Raw genomic sequence first — 15,302 nt, 5'->3', positions numbered from 1 at the left:
CGTCATGGACGAGGACGAACAGCAACCCACCGCTCCCGCGCAACGCACGCAGGCGGTGTCACGGGATCAGCTCACATCGACGGACGGCGTCGAACGCACGCAGGCGGTCTCGCGGCCGGAAGCCACGCCGACGGACGGCGTCGAACGCACGCAGGCGGTGTCCCGGTCGCCGATCGACGACCGGACCGCACCGACTCCGGGGCCGAATTCGCCGGTAGGTGAGGACAACTCGAAATCGGCAGCCGCCAAATTCACAGCCGCCAAATCCGGCATGTCGCAGAGCGCGTCCACTCGGGCCAGAACCGGTCGATCTCGGTCCGGTCGTTCCCGCAGCACCGGTATTCGGCGTCGTCTGGGCGGCGGCCTGGTGGAGGTTCCGCGGGTGGAGCCGATCGATCCGGCGACCGCGGTGATGTCGGACCCTACGGTGCCGCAGCACAAACGGTTCTGCTGGAAGTGCAACGCCAAGGTCGGGCGCAGCGAACCGGGCGAGCCCGACATCTCGGTGGGCGTGTGCCCGCACTGCGGCACCACCTTCGATTTCACGCCGCTGCTCGAGCCGGGTGATCGGGTGGTGGGCCAGTACGACGTTCAGGGCTGCATCGCGCACGGCGGTCTGGGGTGGATCTACCTGGCCATCGACCGTAACGTCAGCGACCGCTGGGTGGTGCTCAAAGGCCTACTGCATTTCGGCGACGAGGAAGCCCATGCGGTCGCGGTCGCGGAGCGTCAATTCCTCGCCGAGGTAGCGCATCCCGGCGTCGTCAAGATCTACAACTTCGTCGAACAACCCCGCGGCGACGGCACTTCCGTCGGCTTCATCGTCATGGAGTACGTGGGTGGTCGTTCGCTGCGCGACATCCTGACCGCGTGCGGCGACGACGCTCGCATGCCGGTCGAGCAGGCGCTCGCCTACGTTCTCGAAGTGCTTCCGGCACTGGGTTATCTGCATTCGATCGGGCTGGTCTACAACGATCTCAAGCCCGAGAACATCATGGTCTCCGAGGACCAGATCAAGCTGATCGACCTCGGCGCGGTCGCGGGCATCGAGGATTACGGCTACCTGTACGGCACGGTGGGGTACCAGGCACCGGAGATCGTGAAGACCGGGCCGACGGTGGCGTCGGACATCTACACCGTCGGCCGCACCCTCGCGGTGCTGACGCTGGACATGCCGTCGAAGAACGGCAAGTACCTCGACGGCCTGCCCTCCGTCGCAGAATCGGAAGTGCTGCAGCAGTTCCCGTCGCTGCATCGCCTGCTGCTTCGAGCCACCAACGCAGACCCGACGCGGCGGTTCCGGTCCGCGGACGAGTTCGCGGGGCAGGCGACCGGCGTACTGCGCGAGATCCTGGCGATCCGGACGGGCGTCGAGCGGCCCGGCCTGTCCGCGGTGTTCAGCCCGCCGCGTACGACGTTCGGTACGGAGCAGTCGGTGGGTCGTACCGATACCTACGTCGACGGCAAAGTACGCCACGAGCGCATGACGGCAGCCGAAGTGGTTGCCGCACTGCCGGTTCCCCTGGTAGATCCCAACGATCCGAGCGCTCCCCTGCTGGCTGCCGCCGTGCACGTCGAAGCTCAGCAGACTCTGGACTCGCTCCAGCATGCCAAGCGGAACGGCATCGAGCGGGTGTCGGCCGGTACGTCAGGTGCCACCGGTTCCGCGCCCGCGGGAGCGAGCCTGGAGATCACCCTCGCCGAGGTCAAGGCGCACCTCGATCTGGGCCACGTCGTGGAGGCCACCGACATCCTGTCGAAGGTGCAATCCGAGGATCACGCGGCCGACCCGTGGCGGGTGCAGTGGTACGCCGGATTGATCGCGTTGCTGCACCACGAATACGATTCTGCGTTCACGAGTTTCGACAACGTGCTCGGAGCGATGCCCGGCGAGCTCGCGCCCAAACTGGCGCTCGGTGCCACGTCGGAATTGTTGGGGCATGTCGCGCTCGGCAACGACGAGGACGCCGAGAAGTGGCGAGCCAGAGCCGAGGGACTGTACCGCGCTGTGTGGCGCACCAACAGGGGCATCGTCAGTTCGGCGTTCGGCCTGGCCCGGCAGCTGCAGCGCCGCGGTGATCAGACCGGTGCCATCGCGGCACTGGACCAGGTTCCGATCAGCTCGCGGCACTACTCGATGGCACGGATGACCAGTGTGCTGACCTTGCTGATGGATCGCTCGCGCGCCGAGCTGTCCGAGGCCGATTTCCGCTCTGCCGCACGGCGAGTGGCGCTGCTCCCCAAGGCGGAGAGCCGAGCACTGCAGATGCGCACGTTGGTCCTGGCGATGGCCCTGGACTGGATCGTCTCCGGTCACGCGTCCACCGCAGAACGCGAACCGATACTCAGCGTGCCGTTCACCGAGGACGGTTTGCGGCGCGGCACCGAGAAGGGTCTGCGGGCCCTGGCCCGCAGCGCAACCGATCGCGCGCACCGGTTCTCGTTGGTGGACCTGGCGAATGCGATCCGTCCGCGTTCGCTGTTCTAGCGATACGTCAGGAGCTAACCAGATCGTCCGTCGCTCGGGCGATCGCCAGCTCCTCGTTCGTCGGCACCACCAGCACCGTGACGGCCGAGGATTCGGCGGAGATCACGCGAGCCGACTTGCTGCGCACGGCATTACGTTCGGAGTCGATCCGAATTCCGAAGTGTTCCAGGTTCGCCAGCGCGTCGGCGCGCACGGCAGCAGCGTTCTCGCCGACTCCCGCGGTGAACGTGATGACGTCGAGCCGCCCGAGCCCGATCATGTACGCGCCGATGTACTTACGCAGCCGGTGGATGTACACGTCGTAGGCCAACCGGGCCGACGCGTCGCCGTCGTCGATGCGTTGCTGCAGTTCCCGGAAGTCGTTGACCCCGGACAGTCCGATCAGACCCGACCGGCGGTTGAGGAGAGTGTCGATGTCGTCGACACTCATCCCAGCGCTACGACGCAGATGCATGATCACGCCGGGGTCGATATCCCCACTGCGGGTGCCCATCACCAGTCCTTCGAGTGGGGTCAGACCCATCGACGTATCGACCGCCCGGCCCCCGTCGACCGCCGATGCCGACGCACCGTTGCCCAGATGCAGCACGATCTGCTTGAGATCCCCGAGATCGCGTTCCAGGAACTGCGCAACCTGCTCGGACACGTAGCGGTGCGAGGTGCCGTGAAAGCCGTAGCGCCTGATGTCGTGTTCGGCTGCGACGGCGGCGTCGATCGCGTACGTTGCAGCAGCGTCGGGCAGAGAATGGAAGAACGCCGTATCGAACACGGCAACGTGCGGCACGTTCGGCAGTTGCTTCCGCGCCACCTCGATACCGAGGACGTTGGGCGGATTGTGCAGCGGCGCAAGACTGCTCAGATCCGAGATCTGCTGAACGACAGCGTCGTCGATGATCGTGGGGCGATAGAACACCGTGCCGCCGTGCACGACGCGATGCCCGACGGCGGTGACGTCGGACCCCAGTTCGATGCCGGCGTCGGCAAGCATCTCGAACGCGAGAGCCAACCCGTCCCCGTGGTCCTCGATGTGCTGGATTCGCTCGGTGCTCTCGCCGCGGTAGTCCAGTTCGACGCGCCCGTCGGATTCACCGATGCGCTCGACGAGACCACTGGCGAGCGATTCGCCCGAATCGGGATCGACCAGTTGGAATTTGATCGAGGACGAACCCGAGTTGACGACGAGGATGCTCACGCCTGTGCCTCCTGCTGGGAGATACCCTGCGCCTGAATGGCGGTGATGGCGACGGTGTTGACGATGTCCTCGACCAGTGCCCCGCGCGAGAGGTCGTTGACGGGCTTGCGCAGGCCCTGCAGTACCGGCCCGACAGCGACGGCACCGGCGCTGCGCTGAACGGCCTTGTAGGTGTTGTTGCCGGTGTTGAGGTCGGGGAAGATGAACACCGTTGCGCGGCCTGCCACGTCGGAATCCGGCAGCTTCGATTTCGCGACCGACGGCTCGATGGCCGCGTCGTATTGAATGGGGCCCTCCACCAACAGTTCCGGGTTGCGTTCGCGCACGATGGCCGTCGCTTGCCGCACCTTGTCGACGTCGGCTCCCGAGCCGGATTCGCCGGTGGAGTACGACAGCATCGCCACTCGCGGTTCGATACCGAACTGGGCCGAGGTCTGCGCCGAGGAGATGGCGATGTCGGCCAATTGCTCGGCCGTCGGGTCCGGCACGACGGCGCAGTCGCCGTAGGCCAGTACGCGATCGGACAGACACATCAGGAAGATCGACGATACCGTCGACACGCCCTCGGTGGTCTTGATGATCTCGAACGACGGCTTGATGGTGTGCGCGGTCGTGTGCGCTGCGCCCGACACCATGCCGTCGGCAATGCCCTTGTGCACCATCATGGTTCCGAAGTAAGAGATGTCGGCCATGGTCTCGCGGGCACGCTCTATCGTCATCCCCTTGTGCTTGCGCAGTTCGGTGTACTCCTGCGCGAACTCCTCGGTGTAGTCGCAGTTCTTGGGGTCGAGGATGGTCGCCGAGTCCAGATCCACTCCCAGTTCCGATGCACGACGTCGAATGGGGCCTTCTTCGCCGAGGATCGTCAGGTCCGCGACCTGACGTTGCAGCAGCCTCCCTGCGGCCCGCAGAATCCGGTCGTCGCCGCCCTCGGGGAGCACGATGTGCTTGCGATCGGCACGCGCTCGATGAATGAGCTGGTATTCGAACATCTGCGGCGTCGTGATGGTCGGGATGGCGATATCGAGCCGCCCCAGAAGGGTTTTGGCGTCCACCCGCTGCTCCATCAGGCCCAGCGCGGTGTCGACCTTGCGCTGAGAACCGACGGCAACGCGGCCGCGCGTCTGCGCCGCAGCCGATGCGGTGTCGAAGGTTCCGAGCTCGGTCGTCAGAATCGGCAGTCTCGGTCCGAGACCTGCGACAAGACGTGCGATCGCCGGGTGCGGCTCGATTCCGCCGTTCATGATGATGCCGGCGAGAGACGGAAAACCGTCCGCCTCATGGGCATTGACGAGTGCGAGCAGTACGTCGGACCGGTCTGCCGGCGCGATGACGACGACACCTTCGGTGAGCCGCTCCAGAATGTGCTCGGCCGTCATACCGCCGACCATCACCCGCATCGCTTCTCGCTGCAGCAACGACGAGTCGCCGCTGTAGAGCGTGCCGTCCACCGCGTCGAGCAACTCCGCCATGGTCGGCGCGACGAGCAACGGGATCTCGGGAAGGCTCCACGCCGGAACGTCGACCGACGCCAATGCGTCGGTGACGGCGTCCAACTGATTTGGATCGCACCGGTTGGCCACGATCGCGGCGAGATGGGCGTGATGCTGCCGCAGTTCGGCCTGGCACAGCGCCGCCAACTGAGCGATCTCGTCGGGGGTTCGGTCGGAGCCACGCAGCGCGAGGAGCACGGGGGCACCGAGATTGACCGCGATGCGCGCATTGAAGCCGAGTTCACTCGGGCTGCCGACGTCGGTGTAATCGCTACCCACGATCACCACGGCGTCGCACTGCGCAGCTACCTCGTGATACCGACTGACGATCTCGCTCAGCGCCGCATCCTGATCGGAATGCACCTGCTCGTAAGTGACCCCGAGAGACTGCTCGTAACTCAGATCGGCGGTCGTGTGCTCGACGAGCAATTCGAGAATGTAATCCGGCTCCTCCGTCGAGCGAGCGATAGGCCGAAACACACCGACCCGGGCCGTCGTCGCGGCGAGCATCTGCAGCACACCCAATGCAATCGTGGACTTGCCGGAGTCGCCTTCCGGTGACGCGACATAAATACTCGAGGGATACATGTCAGCCGTCTCGGCACCGGTGGACTCAGCCATGCCCGCCAGCTTAATGGTTGGGGTGTTGACACCGAGCACAGTCGGGTTGTCCCATGAGCCATGGCCGAATCACCGTTTCCGGATGTTCGCTGGGGCAGCGAGACATTGTTCATCCGCAAGCCCGCCGTCAAGTTCGCGTCGACCAAGCCCGGTTCGTGGGTGATCAGGAACCTCGCAGGCGTCGACCGCTGGTTGTTGACCAAGTCGAACGGCCGATTCACCGTCCTCGGACCGATCGCCGCTCCGGTGGTGTTGTTGACCACCACCGGACGCAAATCCGGTAAGCCGAGGACGAGTCCGCTGTTGTACTACCGGGAGGGTGATCGGATCTTCGTCGTGGGATCCAATTTCGGCCAACAACACCATCCGGCATGGACGTCGAATCTTCTGGCCGATCCGAAGGCCGTCGTCACTATCGGCGGCAGGAAGATACCGGTCACCGCCACCCGAATCACCGGCGACGAGAAGGCGCGTATCTACCGACAGTTCGACGCGATGGTCGAGGTCTACGGCGAGTACGAAACAAGGACCGACCGAGACATGCGATTGTTCGCACTCTCGGCCGATCCCCGCACTTCGACGTAACTAGCCGAACTTGCGCAGGCGCGGTGCCAGATCCTTCTCGAACAGCTCGAGGAAACGCTTCTGGTCGTGTCCGGGCGCGTGGAACACCAGGTGGTTCAGGCCGGCGTCGGTGTACTGCTTGACCTTCTCGACGGCCTCGTCCGGGTCCGAAGCCACGATCCAACGCTTGGCGACCTGCTCGATCGGCAGCTCGTCGGCGGCTTTCTCCATCTCCATCGGGTCGTCGATGGAGTGCTTCTGCTCCGGCGTCAGCGACAGCGGAGCCCAGAAACGGCAATTCTCCAGTGCCAGTTCGGGATCGGTGTCGTAGCTGATCTTGATCTCGATCATCTTGTCGATCTCGCCGCCGTCACGCTCTGCCTTGCCTGCACCCTCTTCGACAGCCGGGAGGAGCTTGTCGGTGTAGAGCTCCATGCCCTTGCCCGACGTGCAGATGAAGCCGTCACCCGCGCGTCCCGCATACCGCGCGACGACGGGTCCGCCGGCCGCGATGTAGACGGGGATGCCGCCCTCGGGGACGTCGTAGATCGACGCGCCCTTGGTCGTGTAGTACTCACCCTCGAAGTCGACGCGATCTCCCAGCCACAGCTCGCGCATCAAGCGAACCGACTCCCGCAGTCGTGCGAAACGCTCCTTGAACTCCGGCCATTCGCCGGTGAACCCGGTGGCGATCTCGTTGAGCGCCTCACCGGTTCCCACTCCGAGCATGATGCGTCCGGGGTAGAGGCAGCCCATCGTGGCGAACGCCTGCGCGATGACCGACGGGTTGTAACGGAACGTCGGCGTGAGCACCGAGGTACCGAGCTGGATCGTCTTCGTGCGCTCGCCGACGGCCGTCATCCAGGCCAGCGAGAACGGGGCGTGACCGCCCTCGTGACGCCACGGTTGAAAGTGGTCACTGACAGTCGCGGAGTCCATACCGTGTTGCTCGGCGAGAACACCGAGTTCGACGAGCTCCCGCGGCCCGAACTGCTCCGCCGATGCCTTGTACCCGAGCTTGAGACCCTGCGCCACGCCGAACTCCTGTCGTTGGTCGTCTAGTACTCCGATTGTGCACCTGTGGCGATTGGCGGTGTGCTACTGGATCCCCAGAACAGTGACCACCGCAGCCAATACTGCTACTGCGCCAATGCCGACCGCGAAGATCCACAGGTCCCGGGACTCGGGCATGGGCGCTCCGCTCTCGAGGGCGGCGCGCACTCGCATCCATCGCCGCAGTCCGATGACGGGTGCGGCGGCCGCGAGGCCGATGAGAATCAGACCCAGTGCAGTGCGAACCCAGCCGGTGCTGAATCCTGGAACCAGGTGGACGATTGCGATCCCGCCGGCGAGCAACCCGAGCGAGGTTCTCAGCCAGGCAAGAAAGGTGCGTTCACTGGCGAGGGTGAACCGTTCGTCGGGGCGCGTCACGCTGGAGCGGTGATGCGTTCGCGGATGAGTCGGGCAACGAGTTCAGGATCGTCGGGGGTGAAGACCGGCGAGATGCGGCGGATGGTGAGCACCACTGCAGTGTCCTTCTTCGGACGCATGACGTCCAGCGGAAGCCACTGGTCGATCCACGGCGCTCCCCACAATCGCCACCGACCGTTCCAGTTACCGAGAACGGCGGTGTCGACGGCGCGAATGTCGCAGTAGGGGACGAACTTCTCGATCGCGAACGGAAAGTAGTAGTGCCGCAACGTGACCCCGCTGTCGTCCACGCGCACGAGACCGTCGTCGTAGTGGACCGTGGATGTTGTTCGCATAGTTAACGGTAGGCCTGCTCTGCACGCTCTCGCAACCGTGATCTCGAAACCTGTCGGTGGGTCGAGATACTCTTTCTTCAGTTCGAACGCATGTTCTGAACTGGGGGTCACCGGGGGGTGAAAAAAATGGCTGCACCAGTGGTGTCGTTGGATGCGTTGATCGCTGCCGCGCGGGAAGAGAATCGGCATGCGGCCCGAAAGATCGCTGCCTGCTCCGACTTCCACCTCACCTGCATCGCGCAGGATGCGAATCATCGGCAGTACAGCCGGTACGGACGCACCGAGATGGCAGTCGCGTTGAGCTGCTCCGCCACCGTCGCGGAGGCGTACGTGTCCGTCGGCGTGGCACTGCACACCCGGCTTCCTTTGCTGAAAACCGCATTCGAGGCCGGCGACATCGACCTCCCCCGCGTAACCCACTCACCGACCGAGCCCTGATCTACCGGCCCGAAGCCCTCACCACCGTCAACAACCTCCAATGCCTCTGCGAATACCACCACAGCGTCAAAACCGCCGGCTACTGGAAAGCCGTCATGCTCCCCGGTGGCGCGGTTCTATGGACCTCCACCTCGAAAACCACCCGAATCACCCTGCCCGCCAACGGAACCACAGTACCCATCATCGGCAACGACCTCCGGCCACACACCCCCACCCAACCCAGACGATCAGGCGTCATCGCCTACCCCGACCCACCAGACAACCCGACCCCCGAACCAGAACCGACCAACGAAGAAGACGAGGAGCCGCCATTCTGACCTCAGACGTCGGCCGCTCGTTCCGGTGTTCTCACCAGCGTCAGCTGCGAGGTCTGGCGCAGCGAGAATCCGATGGAGAGGTACAGCTCGATAGCGCGGATGTTCGTCGCGGCGGCATGCAGGAACGGCTCGTCGCCTCGGGCCCTGATGCCGTGACCGACCGCGCGGACCAGCTCGGTGGCCAAGCCCTGTCCGCGATGAGCCGGGTCGGTACACACTGCGCTGATCTCGGTCCACCCCGGCGGACGCATGCGCTCCCCTGCCATCGCGATCAGAGCGCCGCCCCGTCGGATACCGAGATACGTGCCGAGTTCGCGGGTGCGAGGAAGGAACGGGCCCGGCTCGGTGCGTCGCACGAGATCGAGCATCTCGGGCACGTCGTCGGCTGTCAGTTCTACCGCCTCGGCCAACGGCCGGGTCTCCAGTTCAGTGCCCACGAGTTGAACGATCCCGAAGCTGTCGACCACGGACCACCCCTCGGGCACATCCAGCACCGGCCCCCGCAATCCCACGATGCTTCGCGGCCCGAACAGCACTGCGATGTCGTCCCAGTCCCGTGGCTGCAGAACGTCGGGATGCGCCAGAAAGGGCGAGACCTGGGGATCAGCACGAATCACTCGGCCGCGCGTGATCGCAAACCGCGACAGCGGACCACCGAGGGAGGTACGAATGGGATCGTCGAGAGGGTGAACAGACACGTCGGTCAGCGTCCCATGTCGGGCTCGGTCAGTTGCTCACGACCCACTCCGTCACCAATACTTATACCGGTATAGTTATTCGCATCGAACCGAAAGGCATTCCGTGATCGAAATCCTGCCCCCGAGCAAGATTCCCCTTGCCCGTGAAACCGGTGCACTCGTCGCCGAAATTCTCGAGACCGTCCGCGAACGTGCGACCGTCGGCACCAATCTGCTCGAGATCGACGAATGGTCCAAGGACATCATCCTCGGGGCGGGGGCGACGTCGTGCTACGTCGACTACGCGCCGTCCTTCGGGCGCGGACCGTTCGGCCACTACATCTGCACGTCGGTCAACGACGCTGTGCTGCACGGTTTACCGCACGACTACAACCTGGCCGACGGCGATCTGCTGACGCTCGATCTTGCCGTCATCCTCGGCGGCGTGGCATCGGACTCGGCCATCAGTTTCGTCGTCGGTGAGAACAAGCCGGCAGAGAGCCTGGCGATGATCGATGCCACCGAACGAGCGTTGACCGCCGGCATCGCCGCGGCACGTCCGGGCAACAAGATCGGCGATATCTCTCACGCCATCGGGACGGTTCTTCGCGAAGCCGGTTATCCCATCAACGTTCAGTTCGGTGGTCATGGAATCGGGTCGACGATGCATCAGGATCCGCACGTATCCAATACCGGCAGGCCCGGCCGCGGCTACGGCCTTCGCCCCGGCCTGATGTTGGCGCTCGAGCCCTGGGTGATGGCGGATACCGACGAGCTCGTCACCGACCCCGACGGGTGGACATTGCGCAGCACCACCGGCTGCCGCACCGCGCACAGCGAACACACCGTCGTCATCACCGACAGCGGGGCCGAAATCATGACCCTACGTTCGTGATTCTGCGTCGGTAGTGAGTTACAAACGCTTCTCGAAGGTGTTGGAGAACGGCAGCAGTTCGTACGGCGGAAACACCGGGATGCGGGTGTAGCCGCTCTTCTCGTACAGCCGCACCGCGTCGGGCTGACGATCACCGGTCTGCAGAATCAAGCGTCGCAATCCCTGGTCGCGGGCCGCATTCTCGGACGCCTGCAGCAGCGCGGTGGAGACTCCCGACCCACGGTGATCAGGATGAACGAACATTCGCTTCAGTTCGAGGTCGGGGCCGTTCCACCGCAGAGCGGCATGTCCGACGGCCTGCTCGACGTTCTGCGCATCGCACCGATAGACGACGAACGTGCGATGCACGTCGCCTTCGTCCACGGCATTGGCCTGCGTCTTCGCCATCAAGGCCGCTCGGTCCGCGTATCGGGGACCCACCTCCGATGCCATTGCGGCACGGAGCGATTCGGCGTCGGGATGGTTCCAGTCGACGGCGCGGGTGACGAGGTCGGTTCGGGACTGCGCTACATCGGTCACGCTCGATCGGACCACGCGCTACGGGCCGCCGTCAACCGCTGCAATCACGGTGAGTTTATTGCTGGTGCGGCCAGTCGTCGTCGTGCACTGTGACAGCGTGAACACGAACTGTCGCTGCCCACGCTGACCATCCGACCTCCCCACCGTCGACAGCACTTGTCACAGTCGACAGCACTCGTCACAGGAGCCACAGCCATGAGCACCGAAGCGACCGTCGTTCTTCGCATCTCCGATTCCGGGACGTCATCCTTGCAGGGATTGACCCGACCGCAGTTGCACGCCCTCGCCGATGCTCTCCGCGTCGCCGCAAAAAGCTATGCACCACATGCCAAGATCCTGACGCGTTTCGACGTCCGGGTGAACGAACTCAACGCTCCCCTTGTCATCGACCTACCCGCGCGCGATGTGGTTCTCGCCGGCAAGAGCGTTCGGTTCAGCCACACCGAGTTCGAGATCTTCGCCTATCTCGCCCAGCATCCTCGTGTCGTCGTGAACAGATCCGAGCTGAGTGACTCGAACGGCGGCCGCAGTGTCGACGTCCATCTCTCCAGGGTGCGAACCAAACTCGGGCAGTACGGCCGACTGATCACGACGGTCCGCGGCACCGGCTACCGATTCGACCCCGAGCCCGGAATTCGCGTCATCACCGAGCCGTCGGTGCTGCGCAGCGCCTGAGATCAGTTACACGACTACCGCGTCAGTGCTGCTGTTCGACGTCGACGGTTCCGACGTACCACCACGAACACGAGCAACGCGACCAGAACCACCGCGATGATCGCGCCCAGTGCCGTCGCGCCGCGGAAGCCGGGTGCGCTGGTATCGAGGGTGCGTTCGCCGGCGTGGGCGGCATTGCTGGTACCCAGAACGATGGTGAGAGTCAGCAGGTTCGGGATGGCGGTGACGACTGCGAGAATCACCGATCCGATCGCCAACTGCTTTCCCGCCCTACCCTTTCGGACCGACCACGCACTCCAGAAGAACATCAGTGGCGCGAACGTGCAGACGATTCCGAACAGCAGGCCCCACAGAATTCCCTTGGTGAACGTGCGATCCGCCAGGCTCTCGACGCGCAGGCTCCACCACCGCGGCAGGAACGCCGCCAGAACGAAGTAAGCGATCAACAGAAGAACGACGCCGGCACCGAGCAGGATGCCGCGCCGCTTCCAATTCGCCGAGTTGGTCGACGGTGCAGGCGTGGTCGGGTCAGCAGTCATAGGCCCATGGTAGAGCGTCGAACACCTCGTACGACCTCACCCGAGACCTGATCGTTAGATGGGGATGTGCCCAGCCCGCTACGACGCCCGTGCACGCTCCGAAGCATCGTCACCGTCGAGGCCCAGGTGTCCCCGCAACGTCGTCGAGGTGTATTCGGTACGGAACACCCCTCGCTCCTGCAATGCCGGGACCAATTTGTCGACCAGATCGCCGATGGCGTCACGCAGGTGATACGGGTTGATGTTGAAGCCGTCGACCACACGGTGACGCACGAGGTCTGCCCAGTGGTCTGCCACTGCCGCAGGGGTTCCCGAGTGGAAGCGCGACGCCGGCGACACTTCGAGCACCAACTCTCGGATGGACAGCCCTTTCTCTTCCGAGAGGGCTCGCCATTGCGCGATCTGAGTCAGTTTGCCGGTCCGAGCGTCGATGGACAGCGTGCCGCGTGACGGATCCAGCTCGGCGTCCACCGGATCGATGTCGGGTAGTGGGCCCTCCGGGTCGTACGCCGAGAGGTCCTTGCCCCAGTAGTGCTCGAGAAAGGCGATGGCTCGAACACCGTTGTGCGCGTTGGATCGAAGCCACCGAACCTTTTCTTCGGCCTCGGCTTCGGTATCACCGAGTACGACGGTCACCCCGGGCAAGATCTTCACGGCATCGGCCGGTCGGCCGTAGGCAACCGTCCGGGCACGTAGATCTCTGGCGTAGGCCACCGCTGCGTCGTAGGCGTTGTTGGCCGAGAACACGACGTCGGCGTGCCGGGCTGCGAGGTCCCGTCCTCCCGGCGAATCGCCGGCCTGGAACAGCACCGGCCCACCTTGCACACTGGACCGAACGTTGGGTGCCGCAACCGCTTCGAGCAGATCGGTGTGGAACTCCACAGGAGAACCTGCCCAATACTGCTTCGCCAGTTCGACCACCTGGGTGGCGCGCTCGTAACGGCGTTCGTGCTCCAACCACCCTCCGCGCCTGAAGTTTTCACCCGTCCAGGCGTTGTCGGTGGTGACGATGTTCCATCCGGCGCGCCCGTCCGACAGCGCGTCCAGGCTGGCCAAACGACGAGCCAACTCCACCGGGATGCTGTACGTGGTGTTCTGGGTCGCGACAAGTCCGATGCGCTCGGTCACCGACGCCAGAGCCGCCAGTTGCGTGATGGCGTCGGGCCTGCCGGCGATGTCGGTGGAGAGAATGTCGCCACGGTTCTCTCGGATACGTTGACCGTCCCCGAGAAAGAACGCGTCGAACAAACCGCGTTCGAGTGTGACGGCGACCTCGACGAACGTGTCGGTGGCCACTTGATCGGGGGCGTGCGAATCCTCCCAGACCGTCTGCGCGCCGATCCCTGGATAGAACACGCCCAGATGAATCTGCGCGTTCGGGTCGAACGGTGCGCCGGTGTCCGGGTGATGGTCGATGATGCCCATGACAGCTCTTCTCTACTCGTGCGCAGCCGCGGCGTAGCGGCTGACCGGACGCGGCAACCCCAGGTTCTCCCGCAGCGACAGTCCCGGCGTCGGCCGACGAATCAGATGTGCCGGTACCGCAAGCTCTTTCAACGCCGCACCACCGAGGTGCAGCCGGACGCCGTCGACGACACCGGCGAGGGCCTCGGCCTTCGACAGGTGGTCGATATCGGCGAACACCAGCGCGGCTCCGTCGCGGCGAGCGGTGTCGGCCTGCTCGCCGATGCCGTCCCCGCGTACGAGTGCGACATCGAGCAGATCGGTGACTCCCAGGTCGGCGTCGCCGATGACGACGACCTGCCCCTGCGGCGGACGAGGAGTGATCAGTGGCCCTACGACGTCGAAGAATTCGCCCTCGAACCGCACGTGATGCACGCGAGCGGGATCGAGATACCGGCCGGACTCCGCGTCTCGAACGACGGCGTCGTCTTCCCAAGAATCCCACAGCCGCCGCGCCACGTCGATGACGTCCCGCACTTCGGCGGTGGTCTCGGAGCGGACCTCGGATCCGACAGCCGCGTGAGTGTCCGCGCTGTTGTCGACACCGACCACCCAGGCCCCGCGGCCGTGCGAGGCGTGGTCCACACTCGCGAGTTGTGTTGCGAGAAAGAACGGTTCGGTCGTCAGAGTGTGGACCGTGGGAGCCAGGCCGAGGGTGGACGTGGTGGAGGCGACGAATGCCGCACGAGTACCTGCATCGAGGCGCTCGCGTGAGGAGACCAGCGAATCACCGAAGGTGACGAGGGTGAAGCCGGCGCGTTCGGCGGCGGCCGCGTTCTCCTTCAGGAGCGCAGGTGTCTCGTCGAACCCGTCGAGTTCGACGGCGAAGTACAACGTCTCGGTCATCCTCGGTTCAGCCCTTCGCACTCGTCGTGTTCCTGCGTCCTCTGTACCGACGATCTTCACCGGACGGCTCAACCACGAGTTCCGAAGTCCAGCGCCGCGGCGGTGCAGGCAGGCTGAGCTCCGAGTCGATCGATCAACGCCGCCGCCAGTGCTTTCAGCCAGGTCATACGTGGACCCTAGGTTCATCCGCTGTAGAGCACACCCGTTGCGATCACGCTGATTCGAACGACGTAGACGCCGGTACGTAGACGCGCAGTGTCAGCACGAGGTCACCGCTCTCGCGGGCCCGGACCACCTCTCTACTGTCACCGATCAGGTCGTGCGACCTACGTCGACCTCCACGAGGACCCGGTTTCACGCTCGAAGACCGGCCGCACATCCACGGTGTCATAGACGATGGACAGTGCAGAAATGCGTCCGTCCTCGTCGAGTTCGGCGACGTCGACCACGTCGAACGGGGCCGCCACACCCGAGGGCAGTCTCCAGTCGAAATGAAACCAGAACGTGACGAGTCGAGCGCCTTCGGACGTACGACCTTCGGCGACGCCCTTCGAGGTCAGCGTCGCACCCGAGGTGTCCGCGAAAAGCGCGCGATAGAAGTCGGATGCGGGCGTCGGTCCGTACAGCGGCGAGTGCACAACCGCACCGGGTGCGAACAGAGTCAGGACCGCATCGACGTCGACCCGTCGAAGTGCATCGAGGTACTGCTCGACCAAGTGGTCCGCGGACGAGTTCATGAAGCAAGAGTAGCCGACCGCCAGGACGCAAGACATTCGCTCACCGTGATTTTTTGCCCCTGCAGCAACGA

At 64.6% G+C, this 15,302-nt stretch carries 16 protein-coding genes; 5 read left to right on the top strand and 11 right to left on the bottom strand.

Annotation, left to right across the window (positions count from 1 at the left end; all coding sequences use genetic code 11):
• Positions 1-4 precede the first annotated feature (4 nt).
• Entirely contained in the window at positions 5-2,488 is a 2,484-nt protein-coding gene (locus J2X62_RS18415; RefSeq protein WP_310182410.1) for a tetratricopeptide repeat protein, read from the top strand.
• Positions 2,489-2,495: 7 nt separating this feature from the next.
• Here the strand turns inward: J2X62_RS18415 and J2X62_RS18410 are convergent, their stop codons facing one another.
• The gene (locus tag J2X62_RS18410; protein ID WP_310182408.1) at positions 2,496-3,680 is read right to left on the bottom strand and encodes an acetate kinase; all 1,185 of its coding nucleotides are present in this window, start codon (positions 3,678-3,680) and stop codon (positions 2,496-2,498) included.
• Positions 3,677-5,794: a phosphate acetyltransferase gene (gene pta, locus J2X62_RS18405; RefSeq protein ID WP_310182406.1), complete on the bottom strand. Its 2,118-nt coding sequence runs from the start codon at positions 5,792-5,794 to the stop codon at positions 3,677-3,679. Before pta ends, J2X62_RS18410 begins: the two co-directional genes overlap by 4 nt.
• 60 nt (positions 5,795-5,854) lie before the next feature.
• On the opposite strand from pta, the gene J2X62_RS18400 reads away from it, so the two are divergent.
• Complete coding sequence (locus J2X62_RS18400; protein ID WP_310182405.1) at positions 5,855-6,379, top strand: nitroreductase/quinone reductase family protein; 525 nt, start codon at positions 5,855-5,857, stop codon at positions 6,377-6,379.
• Here J2X62_RS18400 and fgd read toward each other — a convergent pair whose 3' ends face one another.
• The 3 genes from fgd to J2X62_RS18385 form a co-directional block, all read right to left on the bottom strand.
• Entirely contained in the window at positions 6,380-7,393 is a 1,014-nt protein-coding gene (gene fgd, locus J2X62_RS18395; protein ID WP_310182403.1) for a glucose-6-phosphate dehydrogenase (coenzyme-F420), read from the bottom strand.
• Positions 7,394-7,456: 63 nt separating this feature from the next.
• Complete coding sequence (locus J2X62_RS18390; protein WP_027498497.1) at positions 7,457-7,789, bottom strand: YidH family protein; 333 nt, start codon at positions 7,787-7,789, stop codon at positions 7,457-7,459.
• Positions 7,786-8,124 carry a hypothetical protein gene (locus tag J2X62_RS18385; RefSeq protein ID WP_032365117.1) on the bottom strand — a complete coding sequence of 113 codons (339 nt, stop codon included), beginning with the start codon at positions 8,122-8,124 and terminating at the stop codon, positions 7,786-7,788. Before J2X62_RS18385 ends, J2X62_RS18390 begins: the two co-directional genes overlap by 4 nt.
• 126 nt (positions 8,125-8,250) lie before the next feature.
• On the opposite strand from J2X62_RS18385, the gene J2X62_RS18380 reads away from it, so the two are divergent.
• On the top strand, positions 8,251-8,562 hold the full coding sequence (locus J2X62_RS18380; RefSeq protein ID WP_310182399.1) for a DUF222 domain-containing protein: 312 nt from the start codon (positions 8,251-8,253) through the stop codon (positions 8,560-8,562).
• Between the two features lie 319 nt (positions 8,563-8,881).
• On the opposite strand, the gene J2X62_RS18375 is transcribed toward J2X62_RS18380, so the two are convergent.
• Complete coding sequence (locus J2X62_RS18375; RefSeq protein WP_094643879.1) at positions 8,882-9,577, bottom strand: GNAT family N-acetyltransferase; 696 nt, start codon at positions 9,575-9,577, stop codon at positions 8,882-8,884.
• Positions 9,578-9,680: 103 nt separating this feature from the next.
• Here J2X62_RS18375 and map point away from each other — a divergent pair, with 103 nt between their 5' ends.
• Positions 9,681-10,451 carry a type I methionyl aminopeptidase gene (map, locus tag J2X62_RS18370; protein ID WP_283548907.1) on the top strand — a complete coding sequence of 257 codons (771 nt, stop codon included), beginning with the start codon at positions 9,681-9,683 and terminating at the stop codon, positions 10,449-10,451.
• A gap of 18 nt (positions 10,452-10,469) precedes the next feature.
• Here map and J2X62_RS18365 read toward each other — a convergent pair whose 3' ends face one another.
• On the bottom strand, positions 10,470-10,883 hold the full coding sequence (locus J2X62_RS18365) for a GNAT family N-acetyltransferase (protein WP_080731947.1): 414 nt from the start codon (positions 10,881-10,883) through the stop codon (positions 10,470-10,472).
• Positions 10,884-11,165: 282 nt separating this feature from the next.
• On the opposite strand from J2X62_RS18365, the gene J2X62_RS18360 reads away from it, so the two are divergent.
• A complete protein-coding gene (locus tag J2X62_RS18360; RefSeq protein WP_032366689.1) occupies positions 11,166-11,645 on the top strand; it encodes a winged helix-turn-helix domain-containing protein in 480 nt (159 codons plus the stop codon).
• Positions 11,646-11,659: 14 nt separating this feature from the next.
• On the opposite strand, the gene J2X62_RS18355 is transcribed toward J2X62_RS18360, so the two are convergent.
• From J2X62_RS18355 to J2X62_RS18340, 4 genes are all read right to left on the bottom strand, one after another.
• Positions 11,660-12,184, bottom strand: coding sequence for a hypothetical protein (locus J2X62_RS18355; RefSeq protein ID WP_032388998.1), 525 nt, complete (start codon positions 12,182-12,184; stop codon positions 11,660-11,662).
• A 78-nt stretch (positions 12,185-12,262) separates the two neighbouring features.
• On the bottom strand, positions 12,263-13,609 hold the full coding sequence (locus tag J2X62_RS18350) for an LLM class flavin-dependent oxidoreductase (RefSeq protein ID WP_310182394.1): 1,347 nt from the start codon (positions 13,607-13,609) through the stop codon (positions 12,263-12,265).
• 12 nt (positions 13,610-13,621) lie between these two features.
• Entirely contained in the window at positions 13,622-14,494 is an 873-nt protein-coding gene (locus J2X62_RS18345) for an LLM class flavin-dependent oxidoreductase (RefSeq protein WP_310182392.1), read from the bottom strand.
• A gap of 326 nt (positions 14,495-14,820) precedes the next feature.
• Entirely contained in the window at positions 14,821-15,231 is a 411-nt protein-coding gene (locus tag J2X62_RS18340) for a nuclear transport factor 2 family protein (protein ID WP_310182391.1), read from the bottom strand.
• Positions 15,232-15,302: the final 71 nt, after the last annotated feature.

Source organism: Rhodococcus sp. 3258 (assembly GCF_031456475.1).
In the GTDB taxonomy this organism is placed as follows: Bacteria; Actinomycetota; Actinomycetes; order Mycobacteriales; family Mycobacteriaceae; genus Rhodococcoides; species Rhodococcoides fascians.
This window is presented reverse-complemented; position numbering and strand designations above follow the sequence as displayed.